This window comes from Aeromonas sp. FDAARGOS 1405 (assembly GCF_019048265.1).
GTDB classification, from domain to species: domain Bacteria; phylum Pseudomonadota; class Gammaproteobacteria; order Enterobacterales; family Aeromonadaceae; genus Aeromonas; species Aeromonas veronii_A.
In genome coordinates, this window is sequence record NZ_CP077311.1 from 2,077,362 (window position 1) to 2,100,497 (window position 23,136).

Annotated in this window: 22 protein-coding genes; 7 read left to right on the forward strand and 15 right to left on the reverse strand. The window is 59.3% G+C overall.

The genetic code is table 11. The features are described 5' to 3' along the window. The first annotated feature begins 28 nt into the window (after nt 1-28). Complete coding sequence (locus tag I6L35_RS09860) at nt 29-988, forward strand: LysR substrate-binding domain-containing protein (RefSeq protein WP_216980152.1); 960 nt, start codon at nt 29-31, stop codon at nt 986-988. Nucleotides 989-1,077: 89 nt separating this feature from the next. On the opposite strand, the gene I6L35_RS09865 is transcribed toward I6L35_RS09860, so the two are convergent. The 6 genes from I6L35_RS09865 to dusB form a co-directional block, all read right to left on the reverse strand. Continuing rightward, nucleotides 1,078-2,259, reverse strand: a complete 1,182-nt coding sequence (locus tag I6L35_RS09865) for a M20 family metallopeptidase (RefSeq protein ID WP_216980153.1) — start codon at nt 2,257-2,259, stop codon at nt 1,078-1,080. Continuing rightward, nucleotides 2,259-2,708, reverse strand: a complete 450-nt coding sequence (locus I6L35_RS09870; protein WP_139394083.1) for a hypothetical protein — start codon at nt 2,706-2,708, stop codon at nt 2,259-2,261. The genes I6L35_RS09865 and I6L35_RS09870 overlap by 1 nt, the downstream gene beginning before the upstream one ends. Continuing rightward, nucleotides 2,705-3,523 (reverse strand): DUF3100 domain-containing protein, encoded by an 819-nt coding sequence (locus I6L35_RS09875; RefSeq protein WP_005341166.1) that lies wholly within the window; start codon nt 3,521-3,523, stop codon nt 2,705-2,707. Before I6L35_RS09875 ends, I6L35_RS09870 begins: the two co-directional genes overlap by 4 nt. A 258-nt stretch (nt 3,524-3,781) precedes the next feature. Further along, nucleotides 3,782-4,663, reverse strand: coding sequence for a DMT family transporter (locus tag I6L35_RS09880; protein ID WP_216980154.1), 882 nt, complete (start codon nt 4,661-4,663; stop codon nt 3,782-3,784). 111 nt (nt 4,664-4,774) lie between these two features. Then, on the reverse strand, nt 4,775-5,071 hold the full coding sequence (gene fis, locus I6L35_RS09885; RefSeq protein ID WP_005309538.1) for a DNA-binding transcriptional regulator Fis: 297 nt from the start codon (nt 5,069-5,071) through the stop codon (nt 4,775-4,777). A 26-nt stretch (nt 5,072-5,097) separates the two neighbouring features. Next, nucleotides 5,098-6,063 (reverse strand): tRNA dihydrouridine synthase DusB, encoded by a 966-nt coding sequence (dusB, locus tag I6L35_RS09890; RefSeq protein WP_005341156.1) that lies wholly within the window; start codon nt 6,061-6,063, stop codon nt 5,098-5,100. Between the two features lie 338 nt (nt 6,064-6,401). On the opposite strand from dusB, the gene I6L35_RS09895 reads away from it, so the two are divergent. The 4 genes from I6L35_RS09895 to I6L35_RS09910 all read left to right on the forward strand — a co-directional run bounded on the left by I6L35_RS09895 (nt 6,402) and on the right by I6L35_RS09910 (nt 11,179). Beyond that, the gene (locus tag I6L35_RS09895; RefSeq protein ID WP_254204556.1) at nt 6,402-7,751 is read left to right on the forward strand and encodes a TolC family protein; all 1,350 of its coding nucleotides are present in this window, start codon (nt 6,402-6,404) and stop codon (nt 7,749-7,751) included. Between the two features lie 73 nt (nt 7,752-7,824). Next, nucleotides 7,825-8,829 (forward strand): HlyD family secretion protein, encoded by a 1,005-nt coding sequence (locus tag I6L35_RS09900; protein WP_206900476.1) that lies wholly within the window; start codon nt 7,825-7,827, stop codon nt 8,827-8,829. Next, nucleotides 8,829-9,983 (forward strand): ABC transporter permease, encoded by a 1,155-nt coding sequence (locus I6L35_RS09905; RefSeq protein WP_216980156.1) that lies wholly within the window; start codon nt 8,829-8,831, stop codon nt 9,981-9,983. Before I6L35_RS09900 ends, I6L35_RS09905 begins: the two co-directional genes overlap by 1 nt. Next, nucleotides 9,983-11,179 (forward strand): ABC transporter permease, encoded by a 1,197-nt coding sequence (locus tag I6L35_RS09910; protein ID WP_216980157.1) that lies wholly within the window; start codon nt 9,983-9,985, stop codon nt 11,177-11,179. Before I6L35_RS09905 ends, I6L35_RS09910 begins: the two co-directional genes overlap by 1 nt. Before the next feature lie 110 nt (nt 11,180-11,289). Here I6L35_RS09910 and I6L35_RS09915 read toward each other — a convergent pair whose 3' ends face one another. The 3 genes from I6L35_RS09915 to I6L35_RS09925 all read right to left on the reverse strand — a co-directional run bounded on the left by I6L35_RS09915 (nt 11,290) and on the right by I6L35_RS09925 (nt 13,684). Continuing rightward, nucleotides 11,290-11,925, reverse strand: a complete 636-nt coding sequence (locus I6L35_RS09915) for an SDR family oxidoreductase (protein ID WP_100646730.1) — start codon at nt 11,923-11,925, stop codon at nt 11,290-11,292. Nucleotides 11,926-12,059: 134 nt separating this feature from the next. Further along, nucleotides 12,060-12,914, reverse strand: a complete 855-nt coding sequence (locus I6L35_RS09920; RefSeq protein ID WP_216980158.1) for a DnaA/Hda family protein — start codon at nt 12,912-12,914, stop codon at nt 12,060-12,062. A gap of 71 nt (nt 12,915-12,985) precedes the next feature. Further along, entirely contained in the window at nt 12,986-13,684 is a 699-nt protein-coding gene (locus tag I6L35_RS09925; protein WP_167570528.1) for a DnaT-like ssDNA-binding domain-containing protein, read from the reverse strand. Between the two features lie 290 nt (nt 13,685-13,974). Here I6L35_RS09925 and I6L35_RS09930 point away from each other — a divergent pair, with 290 nt between their 5' ends. Continuing rightward, nucleotides 13,975-14,946, forward strand: a complete 972-nt coding sequence (locus I6L35_RS09930) for a response regulator (protein WP_216980159.1) — start codon at nt 13,975-13,977, stop codon at nt 14,944-14,946. Nucleotides 14,947-15,019: 73 nt separating this feature from the next. Here I6L35_RS09930 and I6L35_RS09935 read toward each other — a convergent pair whose 3' ends face one another. From I6L35_RS09935 to I6L35_RS09955, 5 genes are all read right to left on the reverse strand, one after another. Continuing rightward, the gene (locus I6L35_RS09935) at nt 15,020-16,417 is read right to left on the reverse strand and encodes a peptide MFS transporter (RefSeq protein ID WP_005341137.1); all 1,398 of its coding nucleotides are present in this window, start codon (nt 16,415-16,417) and stop codon (nt 15,020-15,022) included. A 213-nt stretch (nt 16,418-16,630) separates the two neighbouring features. After that, nucleotides 16,631-17,542, reverse strand: coding sequence for a UTP--glucose-1-phosphate uridylyltransferase GalU (galU, locus tag I6L35_RS09940; RefSeq protein ID WP_216980160.1), 912 nt, complete (start codon nt 17,540-17,542; stop codon nt 16,631-16,633). A gap of 96 nt (nt 17,543-17,638) precedes the next feature. Continuing rightward, entirely contained in the window at nt 17,639-17,959 is a 321-nt protein-coding gene (locus I6L35_RS09945) for a helix-hairpin-helix domain-containing protein (protein ID WP_216980161.1), read from the reverse strand. A 337-nt stretch (nt 17,960-18,296) separates the two neighbouring features. Beyond that, the gene (pta, locus tag I6L35_RS09950) at nt 18,297-20,477 is read right to left on the reverse strand and encodes a phosphate acetyltransferase (protein WP_005341131.1); all 2,181 of its coding nucleotides are present in this window, start codon (nt 20,475-20,477) and stop codon (nt 18,297-18,299) included. 55 nt (nt 20,478-20,532) lie between these two features. Next, nucleotides 20,533-21,735, reverse strand: a complete 1,203-nt coding sequence (locus I6L35_RS09955; RefSeq protein WP_005341129.1) for an acetate kinase — start codon at nt 21,733-21,735, stop codon at nt 20,533-20,535. 304 nt (nt 21,736-22,039) lie between these two features. Here I6L35_RS09955 and yfbV point away from each other — a divergent pair, with 304 nt between their 5' ends. Beyond that, nucleotides 22,040-22,480: a terminus macrodomain insulation protein YfbV gene (gene yfbV / locus I6L35_RS09960; protein ID WP_043851809.1), complete on the forward strand. Its 441-nt coding sequence runs from the start codon at nt 22,040-22,042 to the stop codon at nt 22,478-22,480. 58 nt (nt 22,481-22,538) lie between these two features. Here the strand turns inward: yfbV and I6L35_RS09965 are convergent, their stop codons facing one another. Next, complete coding sequence (locus I6L35_RS09965) at nt 22,539-23,039, reverse strand: YfbU family protein (protein ID WP_042059885.1); 501 nt, start codon at nt 23,037-23,039, stop codon at nt 22,539-22,541. Nucleotides 23,040-23,136 lie beyond the last annotated feature (97 nt).

The following is a 23,136-nucleotide window of genomic DNA, read 5'->3' on the forward strand; positions in this document are numbered from 1 at the left end:
GGCCGCAGCAGCGAGATCCCTTGCCCAGATGAACATCGTCCGGCTCAAGAACTTTACCGAGATCGTGAAGAACAACTTCAACATCTCGGCGACGGCGGAGAAGCTCTACACCTCCCAGCCCACCCTCAGCAAGCAGATGAAGATGCTGGAAGATGAGCTGGGGCTCGCCCTCTTTACTCGCAAGGGGAAAAATCTGGTCGGCTTGACCAGCGCAGGCGAGCAGGTGATGGAGCTGGCCAAGGGGGTTGTGGCGCAGGTGGAGCAGATCAACCAGCTGTCGCTCGGGGAGCAACTGGCCACCAGCGGGGTGCTGCGTATTGCCACCACCCACACCCAGGCGCGCTACAAGCTGCCAGCGGTGATCACCGAGTTCACTCGCCGTTATCCCGAGGTTGCGATCAATCTGCATCAGGGGGCGCCCGCCCAGTTGGCCCAGATGGTGCAAAGCGGCGATGTGGATATGGCGATCGCCACCGAATCGATGTATCTGTTCGATGAGTTGGCAGCGATTCCCTGCCATCGTTGGGGACGCAGCGTAGTGGTGCCCCACGGTCATCCGCTGATCGACTGTCAGCCGCTGTCGATGGCGGATCTGGCCCGCTACCCCCTCATCACCTATGTGTTCGGCTTTACCGGCCGATCCAAGATGGACAAGGCCTTCAGCCGTCACGGCCTCTCGCCGAAAACCGTGCTGACCGCCACCGACACCGACGTGATCAAGCACTACGTCCGGCTCGGCATGGGGGTCGGGGTGATTGCAAGCGTAGCCTTTGACGAGGGGGATAGGGAGGCTCTGGTGAGCCTCAACATCGACCACCTGATCGCCTCGAGCGCCACCCACATCTGCCTGCGCAAGCATGCCCATCTGCGCGACTACATGTACGACTTTATCCACCTCTACGCCCCCCATATCAGCCGGGAGACGGTGCAGCTGCACCTTATCAACCAGCCGCCCGCCGCCAATATGGCGGAGTTGCCGTGGCTCTAGCCGCAGGTTGTTTGTCGTACACAGAGCAAACATGCAGAGATAAAAAAGAGAGGCCTTGGCCTCTCTTCTGGTTTTATCGAGATGCGGAATTAAGCGCTGCGGGTCGCCAGATTGATAAAGATCTGGGCTCCGACCAGCAGGCAGTCGTCATCGAGGTAGTAGGGGTTTGCATGGAGATAGTTGCAGATCCCCTTGGCCTGACAGCCGCTGCCGAGGAAGAACATGGCCCCCTTGCGGCCACGGCAGGCGTTGACCATGTAGCTGAAATCTTCGCTGCCGGTCATCGGCTGACCCTGAGCGTTGATCCCCTCAGAGGGCAAGACATCGGTGGCCGCTTGCAGCAGGCGGGCACAGGCATCGGCGTGGTTCTCGACCGCCGGATACCCGGCATAGACCATCTTGGTTTTGAAGCCGCGCAGTTCGCTCTGGGCCACGATCTCCTTGAAGCTGTTCTTCAGGATCTGGTCGGTCTCGGCATCCATGGCACGGATGGTACCGCGCGCCTGCACATGGTCGGCGATGGCGTTGGGGATGGTGCCGCCGTTGATCATGCCGCAGCCAAACACCGCCGGGCTGAACGGACTGGTGCGCTTGGCGACGATGTAGTCCATGTCCTCGATGATCCGCACCGCTTCGCGGATGGCATCCAGCCCCTTGTGGGGGGTGGAGCCGTGGGCGGAGATACCGTGCACATCCAACGTCCAGGCGGAGCCCCAGGAGGACATGACACCGTGGTTGAACTTGATGGTGCCGGTCTCCATGGCGCCGTCGTTATGGAGGGCATAGACCTCGTCCACCCCCTTCATACAGCCCAGTTCGACCATCTTCTCGGCGCCCGGCACCCGCATATCCTCTTCCGCCATCTGGAAGATAAAGCGGACGTTGTACTGCAAGCGATCGCGGTTGGCGGCCAGAAATTTGGCCGCAGTCAGGGCGATCGCCATATGGGAGTCGTGACCACAGTTGTGAGCCATTCCATCGTGGGTCGACTTGAACGCAACGTCGCTCATGTCGTGCATCTCGAGGCCATCCATGTCGGCACGGAAGGCGATGGTCGGCAGCACAGGGTCAACCACCAGATCGCCGTGAAAACCGGTGAAGCCCGGGTAGTCGGTGAGGCGGTAGCCAAAGCCTGCCATCAGCTCGCGGCAGTAGGCCGAGGTCTTGAACTCGACGCCGGAGGCTTCCGGAATGGTGTGCAGGTGGTGGCGCACTTCCTGACTGAAGTCGCGCAGGGCTAGCAGGGCCGGTTCAATGTGGATGTTGTTCATCAGATGATCCCTTGAATGGAGAAGCCGAGTTGGGCCACCAGCGAGGCGCCGAAGAAGCAGCAGGTGGAGACGATCATGAAGATCAGGATCACTTTCCAGGACATCTTCTTCAGCTCTTCCAGCTGACCGCCCACCGAGAGACCGGCGAAGGCCAGCAGCGGTACGCAGCAGGAGAGGAAGGAGATCTTGGCGACGGCGTCAATGAAGAGGCTGCGCACCGGGGTCTCCGGCAGGCAGATGAGAATGCCGATGATGGTGGCATAGGCAAACGCCGGCAGGGAGGAGGGCAGATAGCGCTTGGCAATCAGCGAAGCGAACACCACCAGCGACATGGCGATAAAGCTGTCACCCATCAGCCAGAGCGGGGTGCCGGTGGTCAGGGTTTGGGTAAACATGGCCAGCAGGATCGCCAGAAAGACGAACCGCATATCCATTACGATGCTTTTCATGCTTTCTCTCCTTTGGCAGTCAGGGCATAGATTTTTTCAGCGAGCGGCAGACCCAGATAGGTGAGGGAGAGGGCGCCGAGGGCAGACGAGAGCAGGTTCGATGCCGCGGCGATACTCAGCACCTGCTGAGCCAGCGCTTCGTCGAGACCGTTGATCAGGGCGCCGGAGGCTGCACTCAGCATGGAGCCTGAGCCCACACCGGAGCCGGCAGCCAGCGCCAGCGGGTGCAGACCGGTGAGCGGGGCGATGCTGCCCAGCACGCTGAACCAGAGGGTGCCGATGACGGAGCCGCACAGGTAGATGGCCAGCACACCGATGTACTCCTGGGAGCCGGTGCCGAACTTGCCCTGAATTACCGCGACGGACGGCTCACGGCTGATGGAGGAGCAGGCCCCGATGGCGCGACGGCCAAAGCCGAACTTCACCGCCAGCGGAATGGCGATCAGGATCGGCAGCAGGTTGCCAATCTCCTGCAAGAACAGCGGCACGCCGACGCTCAGGATCATCTTCAGGTTAGGGATGATCATCCCCGCGTACTGGGTACCCAGGATCAGCAGGCTGAAGCCCACCATCTTGCCGCAGAAGCCCTCTTCTTTTTCGGTGAAGAGCTGCTTCCAGCCGGGGATGCGATCCTTGACCGGTTTGGCGGAGACAATCATGCCGATGATGACGGCAAAGAGCATCGGCAGGATCGGGATGATGGCGATGCCGATCCTGATCTCCTGTTTGCCTATCAGGTACTGGGCCACAAAGATCAGCATGGCGGTTGCCAATATGCTGACTGTGACCGTCTTGAGGGGGCTGGTTTGCTGCATAGTTTTTTCTCTTGTTATTCCCATGTGTGGCCATCGTCAGGATTGTCCAGACCGATGATGGGGGCATCATAAGGAGCGAAGAGGGGCAGGTATGTGACCTTCATCAAGCTGGCCATATGGCATTTTTTCATGGGGTATGCCCTTTAACCCTCTGGATACCAAGGGTTAAAGGCCGTTAACAGAACGTCAGCATTGGCAGGACAAGATAAGCAAACAGGAGGGAAATGGTGACACCGCCCCGCAGGGCGGTGACGCGGATCAGACGGGCGTTTTGAGCCGTGCCCTGCGCAGCAACAGGGGGAGCTGGTAGAGCACCAGGGCGCCGAGTACCAGTCCGGCACCGGCCAGTTTGGCGCCGCCTAGGGGTTCGTTGTAGAAGAGGGTGCTCAGCAGCAGAGTCCAGACCGGTTCCAGCAGCATCATCAGGGCGGCATGGGCGGTGGTCATCTTGCTCAACGCATGGGTGAGCAGCCAGTAGCGCAGGGTGGTGGCGATCAAGACGCTCGCCGCAAACCAGCCCCAGATGCCGTGGCTGACTCCAGCCTCGGGCCACTGTTCGGTCAGCAGGGAGAGCAGGGTGCCGAGCAGGCCGGTCATCGCCAGCTGGATGCAGGTGAGCCAGCTGGGGGCAATGGATTGGGCGAAGTGGCGATGGACGGCAAGCTGGATACCGAGGGTGGTGGCCGCCGCCAGAAACCAGAACAGCGAGAGCGACACGCCCCAGTGGGTACTGCTGGAGAGCAGCAGCAAACCGGCGATGGCGATGGGCAGGGTGAGCCAGTAGTGGCGGCCTGGCTTGGCCCGAAAGGCTCCCCATGCGGCCAGCGGGGCCATCAGGGTGGCGACGCTCATGATAAAGGCGCCGCTGCCGAGCGCATCGCTCTGGCTGATGGCGGTGACCCACAGCAGCAGGCTGGCGCCGAGGAGGGTGCCGCAACCGGCGGCGCGCACCATCTGGGGTCGGCTCGGCGGTGGCTCGCGCAACCAGGCCAGGGGGAGCAACAGCAGGGCTGCCAGCAGAAAGCGGCTGCCGATAAAGGCGGCAGGGGGCAGTTCGCGGATCGCCTCTTTCGAGAAGAGCCAGCCAGCGGCGGCCAGCAGGGTGACCAGTACCATCAGCAGCAGGGGCGTGCGGTTCATAGCGTTTGTAGTAGGGAAGTGGGAAGGGGAGCATAAAGAAAGGCGCCGGGTATTGCTACCCGGCGCCTTTCATCTTTGCCCTGTTCCGCTTGTGCGGCATCAGGCCAGCAATCAGTTCATGCCGTAACGCTTGAGCTTCTTGCGCAGGGTGCCACGGTTGATACCCATCATCACGGCTGCGCGAGTCTGGTTACCACGGGTGTACTGCATGATCACGTCCAGCATCGGCGCTTCGACTTCGGAGAGAACCATATCGTACAGATCAATCACTTCCTGACCGTTCAACTGGGCCAAGTAGTTACGCAGGGCCTGTTGCACAGAGTCACGCAGGGGGCGCTGGGTCGGCTCGGCAGCGTGATTGTGAGTAGTTGTTACCAATGCATCAGAAGTCAGGGTTTGTTCGAACATATTCGGTCGGCTCTTTAGTTATCTTGTTAACCTAATCCATCGAAATACGCTTCGAGTGCTTCTAGTTGTGCGTCAGCACAATCCAGGGCATTGAAGTGCTTACGGAATTCTCGGCCCGTCTCTTCTTCATCCAGATACCAGCCCACGTGTTTACGGGCGATGCGCGCTCCCAGATATGCACCATAAAACCGGTGCAGGTTGGTGACATGCTCGTTCATCAGGGTGCGAACCTCTTCCCTCTCGGGAGGTGGCAGCTTGGTGCCCGTCTCAAGAAAATGACGGATTTCCCGGAAAATCCAGGGTCGTCCTTGCGCAGCGCGGCCGATCATCACGGCGTCCACACCGGTATAGTCGAGGACATACCGGGCTTTCTCCGGGCTGTTGATGTCGCCATTGGCGACAACAGGAATCGATACGGCCTGCTTAATCGCCTTAATCGTGTCGTACTCCGCTTCGCCCTTGTAGAGGCAGGCACGGGTACGACCGTGCACGGCAAGGGCCGCGATACCGCAATCTTCGGCGATTCGGGCGATCTCCACGCCATTGCGGTTATCCGGATCCCATCCTGTGCGGATCTTCAAGGTGACAGGTACTTCCACTGCATCCACCACGGTCCGGCAAATTGCTTTGACCTGATCGGGGTAACGCAGCAGGGCTGAACCTGCCAGCTTCTTATTCACTTTTTTTGCCGGGCAGCCCATGTTGATGTCGACGATCTGTGCGCCCTGCTCCACGTTGTAGCGGGCAGCAAACGCCATCATCTCCGGGTCGGCCCCGGCAATCTGGACCGATCGCAAACCGCCTTCTGCAGAGTGATCCATCCTCATCCTGGTTTTCTGGGTATCCCAGACATCCGGGTTGGCCAGCAGCATCTCGGAAACGGCCATGCCGGCACCCAGCCGCAAACAAAGTTCACGGAATGGTCGGTCTGTTACACCGGCCATGGGCGCCACAATCAGGGGAGTTTCAAGCGTGTGGGGACCTATCTGCATTCCACGGTTACCATCGGCTTAGGGCGGCGTATATTACGCATTTTTTAGGCAGGAGAAAAGGTTAGTATTTGAGCGTCAGCCATTTTTTTCTGAAAAAAACGTCGAGCCAAGGCTTGCAAATTCAGGAGTTATTGAAAAACAGCCAGATTGACCGGTCAGGAGTGCTGTACCATTCGGGTCACCTCCTTGCTCAATTGTCAGTCCACTTGTCAGTCCCGTTTGCGTTATGATGGCTGGCTTATGTGAGCAAAAGCTCCAAACATTTTTGCAACAGTGCGAATCGGGGTTCTATGACGTCAAGGTTCATTACATCACTCTGGCCGTGTCTGCTGGGGGTCATGTTGGGGTCTGCGCAGGCGCAGACCATCAGCTTCGGCGAGGCCTGGACCCGGGTCATCCAGCAGGATGAGGAGCTGGCTGCCGAGCAGGCCGGGGTCGATCGGGCCAAGCAACTGCGTGAGGCCGCCAAATCCATGTATCTGCCCAAGGTTGATGTGGGAGCCAGTTATACCCATCTTGATCAGCCGATTGAACTCGATGCCCTCGATCTCAATCCGCTGGCCAAGCAGAAAGATCTGATCCTGGCGCTCGGCAGTCTGTTTGGGGTCGGGGCCAACGCATTTGTCACTCCCCTGACCAAGCAGAATGTGGTGACCAGCTCGGTCAAGATGCTCTGGCCGCTGTTTGCCGGTGGCCGCATTGATGCGGCTCAGGATATCCGTCAGGCGCAGGTGAGCGAAGCCCAGCAACTGCTGGTGCTCAAACAGCAGTCTGCCTTCGAGAGCCTCTCCCAGACCTATTTCGGCGTGGTACTGGCTGCTCAGGTGGTGCAGACCAGGCAGGAGATTGAGGACGGGCTGGCCCACCATCTGGATCATGCCAAGAAGCTCGAAGCGCAGGGTCAGATTGCCCGGGTGGAGCGTCTCTCCGCCCAGTCGGCCTATGACAGAGCGCGCATCGATACCCAGAAGGCCCGTCGCAGCCTCGAGATCGCCGAGCTGGCCCTCGGCCGCATGCTGAAGCTGCCGGATGCCCAGCCGGGCAATGGTCTGTTCGTCAACAAGGAGCTACCGCGTCTTGAGGGGTTGGTAAGCCAGACCCTGGAAGTGCACCCCGGCCTCAAGTTGCTAAACGCCAAGAAGGAGCAGGCCAAGGGGCTGATCCGGGTCGAACAGGGCAAATATGCCCCCGAGGTATTCCTGTTCGGTAATTACAACCTCTATGAAGATGATTCGATCGCTTCCAAGACCACGCCGGACTGGCTGGTGGGGGTGGGGGTCAGCATGCCGTTGGTGAGCCGTGACGGTCGCTCCGAGACGGTGCAGGCGGCCAAGAGCGCCGAACTTCAGGTTAATCTGCTGCAGGCCAAGACCCGCGAGGATCTGAAACTGTTGGTCGAGAAGACCTGGCGCGAAGCAGCACAGGGGCTTGAAGAGTATCAATCACTCTCCTCCACCCAGGCGCTGGCCGAGGAGAATGTGCGGCTGCGTGACAAGGCGTTCGGGCAAGGGCTTTCTACCTCCCTTGATGTGGTGGATGCCCAGAACCAACTGGCAGGAGTCAAGACCCAACGTGCGGCGGCGGCTTATCAATATGTGGTGTCGCTGGCCCGCCTGCTGGCCCTCTCCGGCCAGATGAACAGTTTCAATCAATATCAGCACGGTCAGGTGATCGAGGTGAACTCATGATCACCATCCGGTTCGTGCCTTTTTCTATCTCTGTTTCGACCGCCAAGGGTCGCCCGTTTGTCGAGGTGAAGTGATGAGCCATCCCCCCATCAAAAAGAAGATGAGCCAGGGTAAACCGCTGTTGTTGCCGCTGGTGCTGGTGATCCTGGTGGTCTGGCTCGGCTGGCGCTTTTGGCTCGCCTATCAACCGGAGCCGGTGCATCTGCAAGGGCAGATTGAGGCTCAGCAGTATTCAGTCTCTTCCAAGGTGCCGGGCCGTATCGACGAAGTGCTGGTGAAAAAGGGCGATCAGCTGACCAAGGATCAGCTGGTCTTTACGCTGGCAAGCCCCGAGATTGAAGCCAAGCTGAGCCAGGCCAAGGCGGGTGAAGCCGCTGCGGGGGCGCTGGCGCAAGAGGCGGAGAAAGGGGCTCGTGCCCAACAGATCGCTGCCGCCAAGGATCAATGGCAAAAAGCCAAGGCTGCCGCCCAGCTGCGTGGCAAGACCTATGAGCGGGTTGCCAGCCTGCACCGAGATGGCGTGATGCCGCTGCAAAAACGCGACGAGGCCTGGACTGCCTGGCAAGCCGCCCGCTACAGCGAAGGGATGGCGTGGCAGCAGTACCAGATGGCGTTGGAAGGGGCGCGGGAAGAGACCAAGATCGCCGCTCGCGAGAAGGCCAAGATGGCGGCCGGTTCCGTGGCCGAAGTAGAGGCCTATCTGGCCGACACCCGCATCACCAGCCCCCACTCAGGCGAGGTAAGCCAGGTGCTGCTGCGCAGCGGCGAGCTGGCGCCGCAAGGCTTCCCTGTCGTGACCCTGCTCGATATGAGCGATGCCTGGGCCCAGTTCCATGTGCGCGAGGATCTGCTGCCCCGCTTCCCGGTTGGCACCGAGTTCGATGCCCGCATCCCCGGCCTTGGCGATCAGATGGTGCGCTTCAAGGTGACCCATGTGGCCGTGATGGGGGATTTTGCCACCTGGCGTGCCACCGATACCCGTCAAGGCTTCGACATGAAGAGCTTCCAAGTGGAGGCTCGCCCGCTGCAACCGGTTGAGGGGCTACGGGTTGGCATGAGTGTGCTGGTTGAACTCTGATGGGACGTGAATTTCGGCTGCTGTGGCAGGATCCGTTCAGCCGTGCCCTGATGAGCTGGGTACCGCTGCTGCTGATGGGGATCCTCTGCTGGATCTTCTCGGCAGGGTTGGCCCGCGACCTCAAGGTGGGGCTGGTGGATCTCGATCACAGCATGCTCTCGCGCCAGCTCGCCTTTTCGCTGGATGGCTCTGCGGGACTCAAGGTCGCGCAACAGTTTGACTCCATCGATGCCGGTGCCCACGCCCTGCGCGGTGGCGATATCTATGCGCTGGTGGTGATCCCCAACCATCTGGAGCGGGATGCCCGTCAGGGTACCCAGCCGCAGGTGACGGTGTTCAACAACGGCCAGTTCATCCTGATCGCCAAGCTGGTCAACTCGGCGCTAGCGCAGGTGGTAGGCACCCTCAATGGTCAGGTGGGCGTGCTGGAGGCGATGGCTGACGGTAAGGCACTGCCCGGCGCACTCGGGCAGTCGGTACCCATCAGCAGTCAGGTGACGGCGCTCTATAACCTCAACTCCAGCTACGCCCAATTTCTGCTGAGCGCTATTCTGCCCGCGGTGTGGCAGATCCTGGTGGTGCTGTTTGGCCTCAATGCGCTGGCCCGTACCGATCGGCTGGGGCTGGACTGGACCACTCGCGGGGTCTGGTTTGGCCTCTGGCGCACCCTGCTGCCCCACGTACTGATTGGCTGGGGCTGGGGGATTGTCTGGACACTGCTGCTGTTCAAGGGGTTCTCCTACCCCATGCACGGCAGCTGGCTGGTGCTGGTGGTGGGTCTGGGGCTCGCCTCGGCGGCCTGCGTCACCATGGGTGCCTTTTTCTACGGCATCATTCGGGATCCGGCGCGCGCCCTGTCGCTGGCGGGGGCTTACACGGCGCCCGGTTTCGCCTTTATGGGAGTCACCTTTCCGGTGAGTGCCATGGGGGATTTCGCCCGCTTCTGGCGCAGCCTGTTGCCGGTCTCCCACTATGTCGAGTTGCAGATTGGTCAGAGCAACTACGGTTTGCCCCTCTCATCGGCGCTGCCGCAACTGGGGGCCTTGCTGCTGTTTCTTCTCCCTTTGCTGCTGGTGGTTCGCCGCTACAAGCAGCAGGCCGAGCTGGCTCGTCAATCCGCCGTAGTGGCCGTCGCCGAGAAGGAGCCTGAGTGATGCTGGGATTTGTCGATCTGTTGCGCCTCGAGTTGCGCACCCTGCTGGCGGATCGCGCCATCATGCTGACCCTGTTTGGCGGGGTGATCTTCTACTCGTTTCTCTACCCCCAGCCCTATCTGCATCAGCTGCCGCGGGAAGAGGCAGTGGTGGTGGTCAACGAGGATGGCAGCCAGCTGTCCCGTCAGTTGGAGTTTATGGCCGATGCCACGCCGCAGGTGAAGCTGGTGGCGCGGGCCAATTCGCTGGATGACGCGCGGCAGCTGATGATGGCCGGGGAGGCGAGCGGGATCCTGCACATTCCCAACCACTTCTATCGGGATCTGATGTTGGGCAAGAGCGTCACCCTGAGCTACGCCGGTGATGCCTCCTACTTCCTGGTCTACGGCACCATTGCCGAAGGACTGGCGCAGGCCGGTGGCACCCTCGCCGCGCAGGTGAAGGTGGCGAGGCTGCTGAGCCACGGCGAGGCGCTGCCACAAGCGGCTATGGGCTGGAATGCGGTGGCTCTCAACGTGGTGCCGGTGTTCAACCCCACCATGGGCTATGTGAACTACGTGGTGCCGGCGGTGTTCGTGCTGATCCTCCATCAGGTGCTGCTGATGGGGGCGGGGATCCTGGGGGCGACCCAGAACCAGCGCAGTTGCCGCGGCGAGCACGGTTACTGGCAAAGCGCGCCGGTACTGCCGCTGCTGCTGGCCAGAACTCTGGTGCTGGCGGGGTTGTTCCTGCTGCCGGTGAGCTACTTCCTCGGCTTTTGCTTTGATCACTACAACATCGCTCGCCATGCCGACCCGGTGCAGCTTTGGCTATTCGCCCTGCCGTTCCTGCTGGCAACCTGCTGGTTCGGTATTTTGCTGGGGGCCATCTTTACCCGGCGGGATCTGCCCACTCAGGTGGTACTCATCTCCTCCCTGCCGCTGGTCTTTCTGGCGGGCTTTATCTGGCCGCTCGAGCTGATCCCGGCGCCCCTCAATTGGCTGGCTCAGTGGGTGCCCACTATCCCCGCCATCGAGGGTTTTCTGCGCCTTAACCAGATGGGGGCCGACTTCGCCCAGGTTTCCCGTTACTGGTGGCAGTTGTGGGGGCTTGCGTTGCTCTACGGCGTGCTGGCCTGCCTGCTGCTGCGCTGGCGGCAGCAGTCGCTGCCAGTTGCTCGCCCGTCAGTCGTGCAGGGTGAAACCACCGCCGGTTAAACGGGATAGGGCAAGCGCCCGTGAGATGGCGTGTGCGGTAAAGCGAAAACGGTCAGCCCTTGGGCTGACCGTTTTGCTATGTGGTGGGGTTAAGCGGTTTTACTGCTGCTTTAGCCGCGCTGGAGCGTGGGATCCCCGATGGCGTAGATCTGCCCCACCGCTGTCTCATCTGCCAGTAGACGCAGCCCTTGGGTGGCCACATCGGCGCGGCGAACCAGTCCGTGTACCTCCTTGCCCTGACTCAGCTCGGCGCGGCCGGTGGCGTCGCCATCCTGCAGGCCCGCAGGGCGCAGAATGGTCCACGCGAGGGCGCTGGTCTGCAGCCAGCTCTCCGCCAGACTCTTGAGGCGCACCTCGTGACCGAAGGCGGCGCGGGCACGTTCAGGCAGATACTGCCAGCTGTCGCCACAGCCGAGGGAGGTGACCAGTAGCAGTCGTTTCAGGCCTGCCTGCTCCATGGCATCGATCACATGGCGGTTGCCCTGATAGTCCACCGGCGCCGTCTGGCGAAAGCTGCCGAGGGTGGAGACGACTTGGGCATCTTGCCCCGCTCGGGCGCACGCCTGCTGCACCGCAGCCGGATCCAGCGCATCCCCTTCGATGACGTCTACTCCCAGCGCCTCCAGTTCCGTGGCCATCTCGGGGCTGCGCACCAGCGCGACTACGCGGTGACCCTCAGCGAGAGCGTGGTGGGTAAAGGCACGGCCCAGCCCTCGGCTGGCTCCGAAAATCAGTGTGGTTGGCATAGCTGAGCTCCCTTGGCAAAAGGGACTAGCCTAGTGACTTGTTTGTGCGCTGTAAATGAGAGTTGTTTCTATTTGTGGGCGGGCAGGGAGGAGAGAGTGCGAGCCGCCAGCGACTCGCACTCGCTGAGAGGGGATCAGCCGTTGTAGTTGCCGATGCTGGGGCGACGGCTGGGGCCGCTCAGATGGATATCCACCGGATTGAACGCCTTGATCGCCTCATAGCTGAAATCACCGATCGCCTGATGCAGGCTCTGGGGCGTGTGGTTGGTGATGATGATGACGCTCTTTGACAGGTTGCGACGGCGGCGCAGCAGGTGGCCGAGGAAGCTGGACTGGCTCTCCGCCATCTTGGCACGGTTGGCCGATACCTCGTCGATGATCAGCAGATCCACCTCTTCCAGCGCGCGGCGGTACTGGTTGCGCTCATCCTGGTCGGGGATGACGTTGAAGAACAGCCGATCGACGATGGAGGCCCACTGCTGGAAGATCACCGATTTCTGGTGACGGGCGATCAGCTCATGCGCCACCGCCCCCGCCAGGGTCGACTTGCCGGTGCCGTAGTCGCCGTAGATCAGCATGCAACCGCCACCGCTCTTCTCCCAGTGCTCGAAGCCGCTGATAAAGTAACGGGCGGTTTCGATAGGGTATTGCAGCGCCGGATCTGTGGCATCCATTTTGTCGAACACCCAGTCGGGGTTGAGGTCGGCCTGGGCGATCAGCTTCTGGATCCGCTCCTGACGGGCCGCTTTCTGCAGCTCGCGCACCTCGGCGTTGGCCTTGGCGTCATACTCCTTGCGCAGGGTCTCGTAGTCATACTGGCCGCCGCCGGTCTCTTGCTGCAGGCGACGAATGCGCTCCAGCAGGCCACCCACATGGCGGCTTAATTCCGGGTCGTGAACACGGTGATCCTGCTTGGCCTTGGCGATCTTCTGGCGCTTGGCTTCGATCTCTTCCAGCTCCTGGCGCAGGGGATCTTGCGGGTCAGTCATGGAATGCTCCTTCTGCTCGATCAGGGATGGGTAGACAAGGGGTTGATTCTGCCTGCAGGCGGGGGCCGCTATCAATCATTATCCGGCTCCTGCTGCGCTGCGGGTTCTTGCATCTGCTGTTCGGCCAGTCGCTTGGCCTCTTCAATCATCTGTTGGGCCCGTTTGCTCGGGCCCGACTCTGCCGGGGCCGGCGTCACCTGCTGGTAGCCCTGCACCTCCATCGGTTTGCGACGGGTATAGCGGCGGGTCTTGAGGGCGCGAATAAACTTGAGCATCCATTGATGCTGGGAGTCGAACACCTCGGGGCGCCCCAGCCAGTAGGCGATAAACTCCCCCAGATCCTCTTCGCTGTAGCTGGCATCGATCACTCCGCACAGACGGGCGAGGGCGGGCAGCTCTTCGTCCGGGCGCCACTGCAGATGCATCTGGAAGGGGCGTTCCGGCAGCGGGCTGCGCAATTTCTGGGTCAGCAGTGGCAACTGGAACGGGCACTGATGGTAGTGCTCACTCTCGGGCTGAGCCTCGACTTGCAGCAGGCCCGCCTCCATCAGTTCATCGAACAGCTCGGTGAGCTGGCGGGCATTGACCTGAAACGAAAAGCCGCAGGGATCACCCGGATCGACCACCGCCAGCGCCCGACCCAGCTCGGGATAGTTGAGCCGGGCAGCCTGATTTTCCAGCACCAGTCGGCGCAGCTGCAGGGTATAGAGACTGCGAGCCGGATGGGACAATCTTGGGTGGGCAAGGGCGCTGTATTCGGCTGGGGTCATGGTCTTCTTCACGAGCTGGAGTGGGGGGCATTATCCCTTATGGCGCCCACTTGCACAATTCGTCACACTGCAAGTGAGTGCACTGCATGGTCGGGGGAGTGAAAATAGAGCGTACCGCGGGGTGTTGAGCAGGGGGCGCGGGATTATGTCGACAATCCAGCAGCTTGCACTACTTTGGTATGCAGATTAGCCAATCCGGCTGTTTTTGACGCAAGGTGCGCGGCATTTCTGCTGATTTGGGCTAGTCTTATTACTTAAATAAACAATTGACTCATAAGGTTTTTGTCAACATGCCAAAACCCGGACTGCGGATCCTGGTGGTGGAAGACGAAGCGGTTTTTCGCCACTCGTTAGTGAGTTACCTCGCGCGGGACGGGGCAACGGTGTTTCAGGCTGAGGATGGAATTGAAGGGTTGTCAGCCGCAGCTATTTATCATCCCGACGTGGTTCTGTGCGATCTGAATATGCCCAATATGGATGGCCGCGAGGTAATTGCCTGCCTCTCTGCCCGTTACCCCCATATGCCGGTTATCGTCATTTCGGCACAGAACTCCATGGAGGCGGTCGCCAGTGCCTTGCGTGCCGGTGCACGGGACTACCTGCTCAAGCCCCTCGAGAACTTCGCACTGGTCGATCGCAGTATTGACCAGTGCCTTAACGGTGGGAGCACTCGAGCCCAGCAGCTGGAATTGATGGCGCATATGGATTACTTCAGTGCCCATGATCGAGCTGCCAGCCGTTTGCTGGCTGGGCTGAAGCCGCCGGGATTGCAGGAGTGGGGCCCCTGGCAGGTCACTTTCAAGGGGCTGGGCCATCTCTTTATTCCCGATACCTTCAAAGTGGAAGAAAAGCTGCTGGTGTTGGTGATGGAGCTACCCATCATGGGGACAGATGCGGCATTTTGCGGGGCACTGGTGCGCTCCCTGATGAACGTCCCCTACCGACAGTTCCAGCAGAACGAGAGCCGGTTACTGAGCCAGCCACACCGGTTGCTCGACTACCTCAACCATCAGCTGATGGCGTCCGGGCTTCGCCACTCTTTTGCCATGGCGGCGCTGCTTTTTGATCAGCACGATGGGTTGGTATTTGCAAATGCTGGACTCACGTCTCCCCACTGGTTGATGCGTTCCGGCGGTTTACCTCTGGGGTTGATGCGCAATAGTCACTATGCTCTGCACAAGCGCAGTTGGCATGAACCATTCGATCTGCAGTTTCGCAGTGACAGTGGCTGTGCGCTCGATGTGCAGGTGCGTCATCATTGATGCTGCCTACGGAAGGCAAAAGCAAACAGGGCACCCATAGGGTGCCCTGTTTGCTTTTGACAATCCTGACCGTTTAAACGGCAGCGGACTGCAACTTCTTGTCTTGCACGTGTGGCTCTTTGGCAGGGCCTTCGGCACCGTGCATCCAGTAGACCAGGCGGTTGGCCATGGCCAGCAGGATCAGGGCGCAGATGACTGCAGACAGTGCGATACCGCCGAAGATGGCGATTGGGCCAGCTTCACCCACGAAGGAGCCAATCAAGCCGGCGACATAGTTGGCCACGGCAGTGAAACCGAACCAGGCGCCCATCATCAGGGATACCAGACGCAGCGGAGCCAGTTTGGTTACCATGGACATACCGATGGGCGAGAGGCAGAGTTCGCCCAGGGTGTGGAACAGGTAAGCGCCAACCAGCCAGAACATGGAGGTCTTGACGGTCTGATCTCCGCCCTGTTGCAGCACAGCACCCACCATGAACAGGAAGCCTACGGCCAGGAACAGCAGACCCATGGCGAATTTCACCGGAGAGTTCGGCTCTTTCTTGCCGAGCTTGATCCAGATGGCGGCGACGATCGGGGCCAGGGTGATGATAAAGAAGGGGTTCAGAGACTGGAACCAGGCAGTCGGTACCTCGAAGTCACCGATCATGCGGTCAGTATACTGCTGGGCATACAGATTCATCAGACCACCGGCTTGTTCAAAGCCAGCCCAGAAGATGATGGTGAACAGACCCAGCATCAGGATAACTTTGATGCGATCCACTTCCTGCTTGGTCAACGGAGCCTTCTGCTCCTTGTTGCGCTGTTCGGCGGCGCGCTGAGCTGCCGGTACGCGGCCGATGTCACCGAGGAAACGCTGGGCCATGGTGGCTTGAACTACCAGGGAGAGCAGCATACCAATACCGGCACTGACGAAGGCGGCTTGCCAGCCGTATGCCGTGGCAGCTGCGCCACAGATCACGCCGGCTAGCAGGGAACCCAGGTTGATACCCATGTAGAAGATGGTGAAGGCACCATCACGGCGGTGATCGCCCTCTTGATAGAGGTCACCCACCATGGTGGAGATGTTCGGTTTGAACAGGCCGTTACCCAGGATCAGCAAGCCGAGACCCGCATAGAAGACGTTAATGACCATATCAGGGAACATGGCGTGGGGCAGGGCAAGAGTGAACTGGCCTGCAGCCATGAGGATCGCACCAAACAGCACGGCACGGCGTTGGCCGAGGAAATTGTCAGCCAGCCAGCCGCCGATCAGCGGTGTGATATAAACCAGACCGGTATAAATACCGTAGAGTTTGAGGGCATCTGCCTGAGTCCAGCCCAGACCGCCGTTGGCAGTCAGGTCGGTCAGATAGAGCACCAGTACGGCACGCATGCCGTAATAGGAGAATCGCTCCCAGAGTTCGGTACTAAAGAGCAAAAAAAGCCCTTTAGGGTGACCTAGAAAGGTCCCTTTTGACGGGTTATTCATTGGAACTTCCACCTGTGTCTTATATTTTTTTGAGTTTTTTATGCAAGGGCGAGAAACACGCCTCAATCCTTATAGAGCATGTGTGAATAAATTACAACATTATGATTTGCTGAGGATTTATTTATTCTTGATTGATTTTTTGTTGCAAAAATGAAAAAGGAGCATCATTTGATGCTCCTCGAATACCTCTATAAAAAACAGATTTTTTAGCGATTACAACTGTTTGACGAACTGCTTCAACCAACCGATAAATTCGCCGTTCAGCTCGCGGTGACGTACGGCATACTCCACATTGGCTTTCATATAACCGAGTTTGCTGCCGCAATCGTGGCTCTTGCCTTTCATAAAGTAGGCGTTGACCTGCTCCTGCTCCATCAGCATGGCGATGGCATCGGTCAGCTGGATTTCGTCACCGGCACCGGCCGGGGTTTTTTCCAGCAGCGGCCAGATATTGGAGGAGAGCACGTAACGACCCACCACCGCCAGATTGGAGGGCGCTTCGTCACGAGGCGGTTTCTCGACAATGGCCTGCATCGGCAGGGACATCCCCTCGGTCAGCGCCTCACCCTTGATGTCGGCGATGCCGTACTTGTCTACTTCGCTCTCGGGTACCGCTTCTACCATGATCTGGCTGATCTGCTCCTCTTCAAACAGATGCACCATTTCGGCCAGGTTGTCTTTTTTCGGGTCGCTGGCTACGTCATCGATCAGTACGTCCGGCAGCAGCACGGCGAAGGGGTTGTCACCGATCAGCGGTCGTGCGCAGAGGACTGCATGGCCCAGCCCTTTGGCCTCCCCCTGGCGGACGTGCATGATGGTGACGTCTTTCGGGCAGATCTGTTGCACCTCTTCCAGCAGTTGGCGCTTGACCCGCTTCTCGAGGGTCGCTTCCAGCTCGAAGCTCTTGTCGAAGTGGTTTTCGATGGAGTTTTTACTGGAGTGGGTGACCAGAATGATCTCCTTGATCCCGGCGGCGATAGCTTCGCGCACTACATACTGGATCAGAGGCTTGTCGACCACCGGCAGCATCTCTTTCGGGATGGCCTTGGTGGCGGGCAGCATACGGGTACCCAGACCGGCTACCGGAAGCACGGCCTTGCGAACAATGAGAGGGGTCTTTTTCATGGAAAACTATCCAGCGGGATTGAAGTGCGGCCATGATACTCCAAGAAAAACGGGGCAGCCACAGCCAGCCCCGTTTGCATATGCAGTGCTCGGACGTTATTTGACGATGATCATGTCACGGTTTGCCTCCAGAGTGGCCGGGCCAATGCCACTCACATCTGCCAGCTGGTCGACCGAGGTGAATTTGCCCTGTTTCTCGCGATAGTCGACGATGGCTTGTGCCTTTTTGTCACCAATCCCCTTGAGGTTAGTGAGCTCGGCAAGGGTTGCCGTATTGATATCCACTTTGCCACTCTCCTGCTTGGCGGCAACCGTGGTGACCTGCTTGGGGGCGACCTTGTCTGCAGCCTGCGAGGGCAGGGTGAACAATGGGAGGGCGGACAGCAACATGATGATGGACAAGCTGTTTTTACGCATTTCACACTTCCTTGTGGTAGGGGATTCGTATGGATGATTAACCAGATTTGGAAGATGTGACGGCTGTCATTTTTTACAGGTATTGAGTGCGATTTGCTTTGCTATAAGAGATGGCAATTTTCGAATAACAATAAGATATATAAAGACTTTTATTGCCAAATACCAAATGGAAAGTCTTGTGTGACAGGGAGCATAGCCTCATAACGCACTCACACTTTTATCTGTCTGATCCTGAATCTTCGGCTGCTTATGCTGCCTGCAGAAAAATTCCCAACAAAAAAGGCTGCTCACCTGGGGTGAGCAGCCTTTGTGATCGGTTTTTTCAGGCGGATGCTGATTAAGCTTGTGCGTCAGCCTGAGCAGCCTGGATACCGGTCAGGGCGATGGTGTAGACGATGTCGTCAACCAGAGCGCCACGGGAGAGGTCGTTGACCGGCTTGCGCATGCCTTGCAGCATCGGGCCGATGGAGACCAGGTCAGCGGAACGCTGCACCGCTTTGTAAGTGGTGTTACCGGTGTTCAGGTCAGGGAAGACGAACACGGTGGCTTTACCGGCAACCGGTGAGTTCGGTGCCTTGGACTTGGCCACGTTCTCCATGATGGCCGCGTCGTACTGCAGCGGGCCATCGATTATGAGGTCGGGGCGCTTGGCCTTGGCCAGCTCGGTCGCTTCACGCACTTTCTCTACATCGGCACCGGCGCCGGAGGTGCCGGTAGAGTAGGAGATCATGGCGACGCGCGGCTCGATGCCGAAAGCGGCTGCGGAGTCGGCTGACTGGATGGCGATCTCGGCCAGCTGCTCGGCAGTCGGATCCGGGTTGATCGCGCAGTCACCGTAGACCAGCACCTGGTCAGGCAGCAGCATGAAGAAGATGGAGGAGATCAGGGAAGAGCCTGGAGCAGTCTTGATGATCTGCATCGGCGGACGGATGGTGTTGGCAGTGGTGTGTACCGCGCCGGATACCAGGCCGTCAACTTCATTGCGCTCCAGCATCATGGTACCCAGTACCACGTTATCTTCCAGCTGCTCGCGGGCAACCACTTCGGTCATGCCCTTGTTCTTGCGCAGCTCGACCAGACGCGGCACATAGCGCTCGCGCACAACGGCCGGATCGATGATCTCGACGCGATCGGTCAGAACAACACCCTGCTGTTCGGCAACGCGACGGATCTCTTCCGGGTTACCCAGCAGCACCGGACGGGCAATGCCACGCTCGGCACAGATTGCGGCAGCCTTGATGGTGCGCGGCTCGTCGCCTTCCGGCAGCACGACACGCTTGTTGGCCTGACGGGCCAGCTCGGTCAGCTGATAACGGAATGCCGGCGGGCTCAGACGACGGGAACGGGTAGAGCTGACAGTCAGCGACTCGATCCAGTGTTTGTCGATGTGGCCAGCCACATAGTCCTGTACCAGCTCGATACGCTCGCGGTCATCTTCCGGAATATCGACGTTGAAGTTCTGCAGGCTGACGGCGGTCTGCCAGGTGTTGGTACCGGTCATCATGATCGGCAGGCCGGTGGCCATGGCCTGTTGGCACAGCGCCATGACCTGCGGCTCCGGATGATAGTTACCGGTCAGCAGCAGGGCACCCAGCTTGACGCCGTTCATGGCGGAGAGGCAGGCGGAGACGATGACGTCAGAGCGGTCGCCAGAGGTGACCAGCAGGCTGCCCGGACGGAAGTGCTCGACCATGTTGTGGATGGAGCGGGCGCAGAAGGTCACGGTCTGCAGGCGACGGCTGTCCAGCTCACCCTTGTGCAGGATCTTGGCGGCCAGATGCTTGGCGAGATCCTTGGCGCGCGGGGCGATCAGCTGGGTGTTCCAGGGGATGCAACCCAGGATGCGCAGCGGGCTCTTGCCGAACACTTGCAGCACTTCCAGGTTGTGGGCCGCGTCAGAAGCGTGGTGATGGGCTTCGAACATCTCGGTCAGGTCAGGGCGGGTTACGCCATGCTCGTCAACCGGCGCGCCAACCTTGTTGATCACGCAACCAACGATGCGGGGGTTGTTGACACCACCGAAGTTGGAGCAGGCCAGTTCGATGCGCTCTTTCAGCTTCTGGCTGGAGTCATGGCCCGGGTGGGTCACGAATACCATGTCGGCATCCAGCGCCTTGGCAACGTCGTAGTTCAGCTTGTTGGCAAAGGGCTGCTTGTCGGTCGGCACCATACCTTCGACAACCAGCACTTCGGCACCGCTGGATTTCACGTGCTCTTCGAAGCGGGCAACGATCTCTTCCAGCAGGATGTCGGTGTTGCTGGAGCTGATCATGTTCTCGGCGTAGGAGAGGGTGAAGGGCTCGGGCGGATTGATGTTGGCAGCTGCGCGGATAACGGCGGTTGAGCGCTCGGCACCGGTTTCACCCGGACGCGGCTGGGCAACCGGTTTGAAGAAGCTGACATTGACACCGTGACGTTCCATGGCGCGGACAACGCCAAGGCTTACGGAAGTTACGCCGACACCAGTGCCGACCGGGATAAGCATAATAGTGCGTGCCACTTTATACCCCTTGTTCATTTTTTGGGATCAGGAAAAGGCCGCCCTGGTGGGCGGCCTCGAGTTACTGCGTTAATTAAGCGCCGACCAGTTCCAGCGCGTCGTGGGCGATAACCCACTCTTCGTTGGTCGGGATTACCAAGGCCTTGGTAGAACCAGCCTTGGTGATCTCGCCACCCTTGCCGAAACGAGCCTTCAGGTTGGCGTCGTGATCGACGTCAAAGCCCAGCAGACCCAGCTTGTTCAGGGTGATTTCACGGATCGGGGCGGAGTTTTCACCGATACCACCGGTGAAAACAACGGCGTCCAGACGACCGTCCATGGCGGCAGCGTAGGCGCCGATGTACTTGGCCAGGCGATAGCAGTAAACGTCCATAGCACGCTTGGCTTCTTCTTTGCTGTCGTAGTTGTCTTCAACGAAACGGCAGTCGGAGGTGACTTCGGTCAGACCCAGCAGGCCGGACTCTTTGGTCAGCATGGTGTTGATATCGGCCACGCTCATGCCCAGCTTGTCGTGCAGGAAGAAGATGATGGCCGGGTCCAGATCGCCGGAGCGGGTACCCATGACCAGACCTTCCAGCGGAGTCAGACCCATGGAGGTATCAACAGATTTGCCGTTCTTGATGGCGCAGACGGAACCGCCGTTGCCCAGGTGGCAGTTGATGATGTTCAGCTCTTCAACCGGCTTGTTCAGCTGCTTGGCAGCTTCCAGGCTGATGTAGTAGTGGCTGGTGCCGTGAGCGCCGTAGCGACGGATGCCGTTCTCTTTGTAGAGCTTGTACGGCAGCGCATACAGGAAGGCTTCTTCCGGCATGGACTGGTGGAACGCGGTATCGAATACGGCCACGTTCTTGTCAGCCAGCGCCGGGAATACGCGGCGGGCTTCACGGATACCGATCAGGTGAGCCGGGTTGTGCAGCGGTGCGTACGGAACGGCGGCTTCGATGCCGGCGATCACGTCGTCACAGATAACGACGGAAGAGGTGAAGCGCTCACCGCCGTGAACAACACGGTGACCGATGGCGATCAGGTTCTTGGACAGTTCCGGATTGAGCGGCAGGATCTTGTTGACGATGAAGTCCAGCGCTTCCTGGTGAGCGGCACCCGCGCCCAGATCGGCACTGCCTTTCTCGCCATTCAGTTTCCACTTGATGCGGGCGTCGTCGAGGTTGAAGCACTCGGCCAGGCCGGACAGCAGGTCATCACCGGTGGTTGCGTCAATGACGGCAAACTTCAGGGAAGAGCTGCCACAGTTAAGAACAAGAACCAGCTTACTCATGAATAAATCCTATCGCAGATTGGGTTGTGTAGGCGGATGCGTTGGACGCGGTGCGACCAAAAACTTTCAACTTATCCTTATGAGGGTTGGCAATCTGTTGCTTGCCCCTTGTATAGTGATACAAGACCCGAAATCCAGACGTCCCTGACAGGTCAATAGCAAGAAGCTTTTGACGCAAAAATGGGCGTACAAAGGATAACCCGATTGTTGAAAAATAACAAAGTCATCCTCAACCTTTGTTACTTTGCATCAAATTTTGTCGAGGTTTTGCCGTTAGTACGTTCAAAAAGCGCTCGGAGGTAGTATGAGCATGAACATTTTTGGAACTAAGTTACAGCAAGGCCGCCATTATATGACGCTTTGGCCGCGCCGTCCCGAGCTCAATTCGATGTTTCCTGAAAATCGGGTGATCAAGGCGACCGAGTTCGCCCTCAAGGTGATCCCCGCGCTGGCGGTGCTGAGCGTGATGTTGCAGTTCCAGTTTGGGGAGCAGCACTACTGGCCTTCAGTCATCACTTCCGTGCTGTTTCTGCTCAGTTTGCCGCTGCAAGGTTATTACTGGCTCGGCCAGCGCGCCGACACCCGCTTGCCCCCGTCGCTGGCGAGCTGGTATCGGGAGATCAACGGCAAGATGAACGAGCAGGGTGGCCGTCGTCAGCTGGTGTCACAGCCGCGCTATGAAGAGCTGGCCGATACCCTCAAGGCCGCCTTCCAGCAGCTCGATAAATCCTTTCTCTACGAATAACCCGTATCAGATGCAAAAAGGCGCCAGTGGCGCCTTTTTGTTGCGGTCGGTGTGTGGATCAGGCCGCCAGCACCTTGCGGATCTCCTGGATGGAGAGCTTGTACTGACGTGGACACTGACGCCACACCTGCAGCATCCGCTGGTACTTGTCGCGCATGGCGATGTCGCTGGAGAGCTCGTCGCACGGGCACTTGAGCTCGGGGAAGCGCTTGTCCACCTCCAGCAGGAAGCAGACGTAGTCAGCCAGCTCACGCTCTTGGCTGCGGCTGTAGCCGTTGAACTCCAGACGGCTGGCGTTGATCTCGCCCTGATCGGCGGCATCCAGATTACCCCATGAGATGGCCAGTGCGTGATGCAGCTCCAGGGTGTCGATCACCTCCTGGCAGGTCGCCAGATCCAGATGGCCGAAGCTCTTCTCCAGCTCGAGGATCTGCAGGCAGTAGCCGCGCTCGATGATGGTGCTGGCGCGCTGGTAGATGTCCGCCTTCTCCGGGTTGAGTTTCGCCAGAATTTCGTACTGGTTGCTCAGGATCAAACGTTCTGTGTTGCTCATGTTCATGGGATATCTCGCTGGAAGATGATTCTGGGGTCACGTTAACCCATATATAAAATGAATTTTTTGATCTGGGCGGGGGAGTTGGTGAGAAAAATCCACT

What these genes read in the sequence shown, in the direction of transcription:
- I6L35_RS09945 (WP_216980161.1), bottom strand. Translation starts at nt 17,959, where the DNA reads ATGCGTAAAAACAGCTTGTCCATCATCATGTTGCTGTCCGCCCTCCCA.
- I6L35_RS09920 (WP_216980158.1), bottom strand. Translation starts at nt 12,914, where the DNA reads ATGACTGACCCGCAAGATCCCCTGCGCCAGGAGCTGGAAGAGATCGAA.
- yfbV (WP_043851809.1), top strand. Translation starts at nt 22,040, where the DNA reads ATGAGCATGAACATTTTTGGAACTAAGTTACAGCAAGGCCGCCATTAT.
- fis (WP_005309538.1), bottom strand. Translation starts at nt 5,071, where the DNA reads ATGTTCGAACAAACCCTGACTTCTGATGCATTGGTAACAACTACTCAC.
- I6L35_RS09860 (WP_216980152.1), top strand. Translation starts at nt 29, where the DNA reads ATGAACATCGTCCGGCTCAAGAACTTTACCGAGATCGTGAAGAACAAC.
- I6L35_RS09930 (WP_216980159.1), top strand. Translation starts at nt 13,975, where the DNA reads ATGCCAAAACCCGGACTGCGGATCCTGGTGGTGGAAGACGAAGCGGTT.
- I6L35_RS09915 (WP_100646730.1), bottom strand. Translation starts at nt 11,925, where the DNA reads ATGCCAACCACACTGATTTTCGGAGCCAGCCGAGGGCTGGGCCGTGCC.
- I6L35_RS09910 (WP_216980157.1), top strand. Translation starts at nt 9,983, where the DNA reads ATGCTGGGATTTGTCGATCTGTTGCGCCTCGAGTTGCGCACCCTGCTG.
- I6L35_RS09865 (WP_216980153.1), bottom strand. Translation starts at nt 2,259, where the DNA reads ATGAACAACATCCACATTGAACCGGCCCTGCTAGCCCTGCGCGACTTC.
- pta (WP_005341131.1), bottom strand. Translation starts at nt 20,477, where the DNA reads ATGAACAAGGGGTATAAAGTGGCACGCACTATTATGCTTATCCCGGTC.
- I6L35_RS09900 (WP_206900476.1), top strand. Translation starts at nt 7,825, where the DNA reads ATGAGCCATCCCCCCATCAAAAAGAAGATGAGCCAGGGTAAACCGCTG.
- I6L35_RS09935 (WP_005341137.1), bottom strand. Translation starts at nt 16,417, where the DNA reads ATGAATAACCCGTCAAAAGGGACCTTTCTAGGTCACCCTAAAGGGCTT.
- I6L35_RS09870 (WP_139394083.1), bottom strand. Translation starts at nt 2,708, where the DNA reads ATGAAAAGCATCGTAATGGATATGCGGTTCGTCTTTCTGGCGATCCTG.
- galU (WP_216980160.1), bottom strand. Translation starts at nt 17,542, where the DNA reads ATGAAAAAGACCCCTCTCATTGTTCGCAAGGCCGTGCTTCCGGTAGCC.
- I6L35_RS09925 (WP_167570528.1), bottom strand. Translation starts at nt 13,684, where the DNA reads ATGACCCCAGCCGAATACAGCGCCCTTGCCCACCCAAGATTGTCCCAT.
- I6L35_RS09965 (WP_042059885.1), bottom strand. Translation starts at nt 23,039, where the DNA reads ATGAACATGAGCAACACAGAACGTTTGATCCTGAGCAACCAGTACGAA.
- I6L35_RS09895 (WP_254204556.1), top strand. Translation starts at nt 6,402, where the DNA reads ATGTTGGGGTCTGCGCAGGCGCAGACCATCAGCTTCGGCGAGGCCTGG.
- dusB (WP_005341156.1), bottom strand. Translation starts at nt 6,063, where the DNA reads ATGCAGATAGGTCCCCACACGCTTGAAACTCCCCTGATTGTGGCGCCC.
- I6L35_RS09875 (WP_005341166.1), bottom strand. Translation starts at nt 3,523, where the DNA reads ATGCAGCAAACCAGCCCCCTCAAGACGGTCACAGTCAGCATATTGGCA.
- I6L35_RS09955 (WP_005341129.1), bottom strand. Translation starts at nt 21,735, where the DNA reads ATGAGTAAGCTGGTTCTTGTTCTTAACTGTGGCAGCTCTTCCCTGAAG.
- I6L35_RS09905 (WP_216980156.1), top strand. Translation starts at nt 8,829, where the DNA reads ATGGGACGTGAATTTCGGCTGCTGTGGCAGGATCCGTTCAGCCGTGCC.
- I6L35_RS09880 (WP_216980154.1), bottom strand. Translation starts at nt 4,663, where the DNA reads ATGAACCGCACGCCCCTGCTGCTGATGGTACTGGTCACCCTGCTGGCC.